The organism is Burkholderia sp. AU4i (assembly GCF_000466765.1).
Classification (GTDB): Bacteria; Pseudomonadota; Gammaproteobacteria; order Burkholderiales; family Burkholderiaceae; genus Burkholderia; species Burkholderia cepacia.
This window is the reverse complement of the sequence record NZ_ASSI01000304.1, coordinates 1-777: the sequence shown is the minus strand read 5'-3', so window position 1 is coordinate 777 and position 777 is coordinate 1. Positions and strand designations below refer to the sequence as shown.

1 protein-coding gene and 1 pseudogene are annotated in these 777 nt (G+C 59.3%); both read left to right on the top strand.

The annotated features are described in order from the left end of the window. The first annotated feature begins 138 nt into the window (after positions 1–138). Positions 139–474: a PepSY domain-containing protein gene (locus tag L810_RS41205; RefSeq protein WP_005797945.1), complete on the top strand. Its 336-nt coding sequence runs from the start codon at positions 139–141 to the stop codon at positions 472–474. Positions 475–530: 56 nt separating this feature from the next. Further along, a pseudogene (locus L810_RS41200) lies at positions 531–777 on the top strand (undecaprenyl-diphosphatase); the annotation flags it as partial.

Here is a 777-nt window from a genome sequence, read left to right as displayed (position 1 = left end):
AGAAGACGACTGCACCAATTGTCAGGAGTCGATAACACTACATCGGCGAGAGCGAAAACTTCCCGGCTCAGTGCGAGCTAAGTCTGCCTGCGTACCTTCTCCACTGTGCAAATCCCTGCACTCTTCTGGAGAAGCATCATGTACCGCTATACCAAACTTTCCCTTCTGGCCGTCGCCATCGCTGCAACCGGCGCGGTCGCCTACGCCGCCAATGGCGGTATGGAAAACGACGCACTGGCAATCAGCAAGGCCAAGATTCCCCTCACTCAGGCGGTCACCGTCGCCGAGCAGCACGCCAATGGCAAGGCGTCACGCGCCGAGTACGAGAACTCGAAGCAAGGCTGGGTCTACGACGTGGAAGTCGTCAGCGGGGCCAAGGTCTTCGATGTCCGGGTCGATGCCGACAAGGGCACGGTCATCTCGTCTGCCGAGGACAAGGCGGATCACGATGATGACCACGACAAGCGGGACTGACTCCCGACAGTATGGCCGGATCGTTTCCCTCGGAGGCGATCCGGCCCGGAGACCTCATGGAATCACTCAACCATACATTTTTTCTCTGGCTCAACGCACCGGAGCATCCCAGTGCTTTGGCTCTGACGTTGGCCACCTTCTTTGCCGAACAGCTCATCTGGGCGGTTCCACTCCTGATCGGCATCGGCTGGCTTCGCGGCGGCGAGCCTACCCGCAAGACGATGCTCGTTGCTAGCGCATCGGGATTGCTGGGCCTGCTCATCAACCAGATCATCGGCCTGGCTTGGTTGCATCCTCGACCTT

Bases quoted from the DNA above. Each gene is read 5' to 3' on its own strand.
- L810_RS41205 (WP_005797945.1), top strand. From the start codon at position 139: ATGTACCGCTATACCAAACTTTCCCTTCTGGCCGTCGCCATCGCTGCA.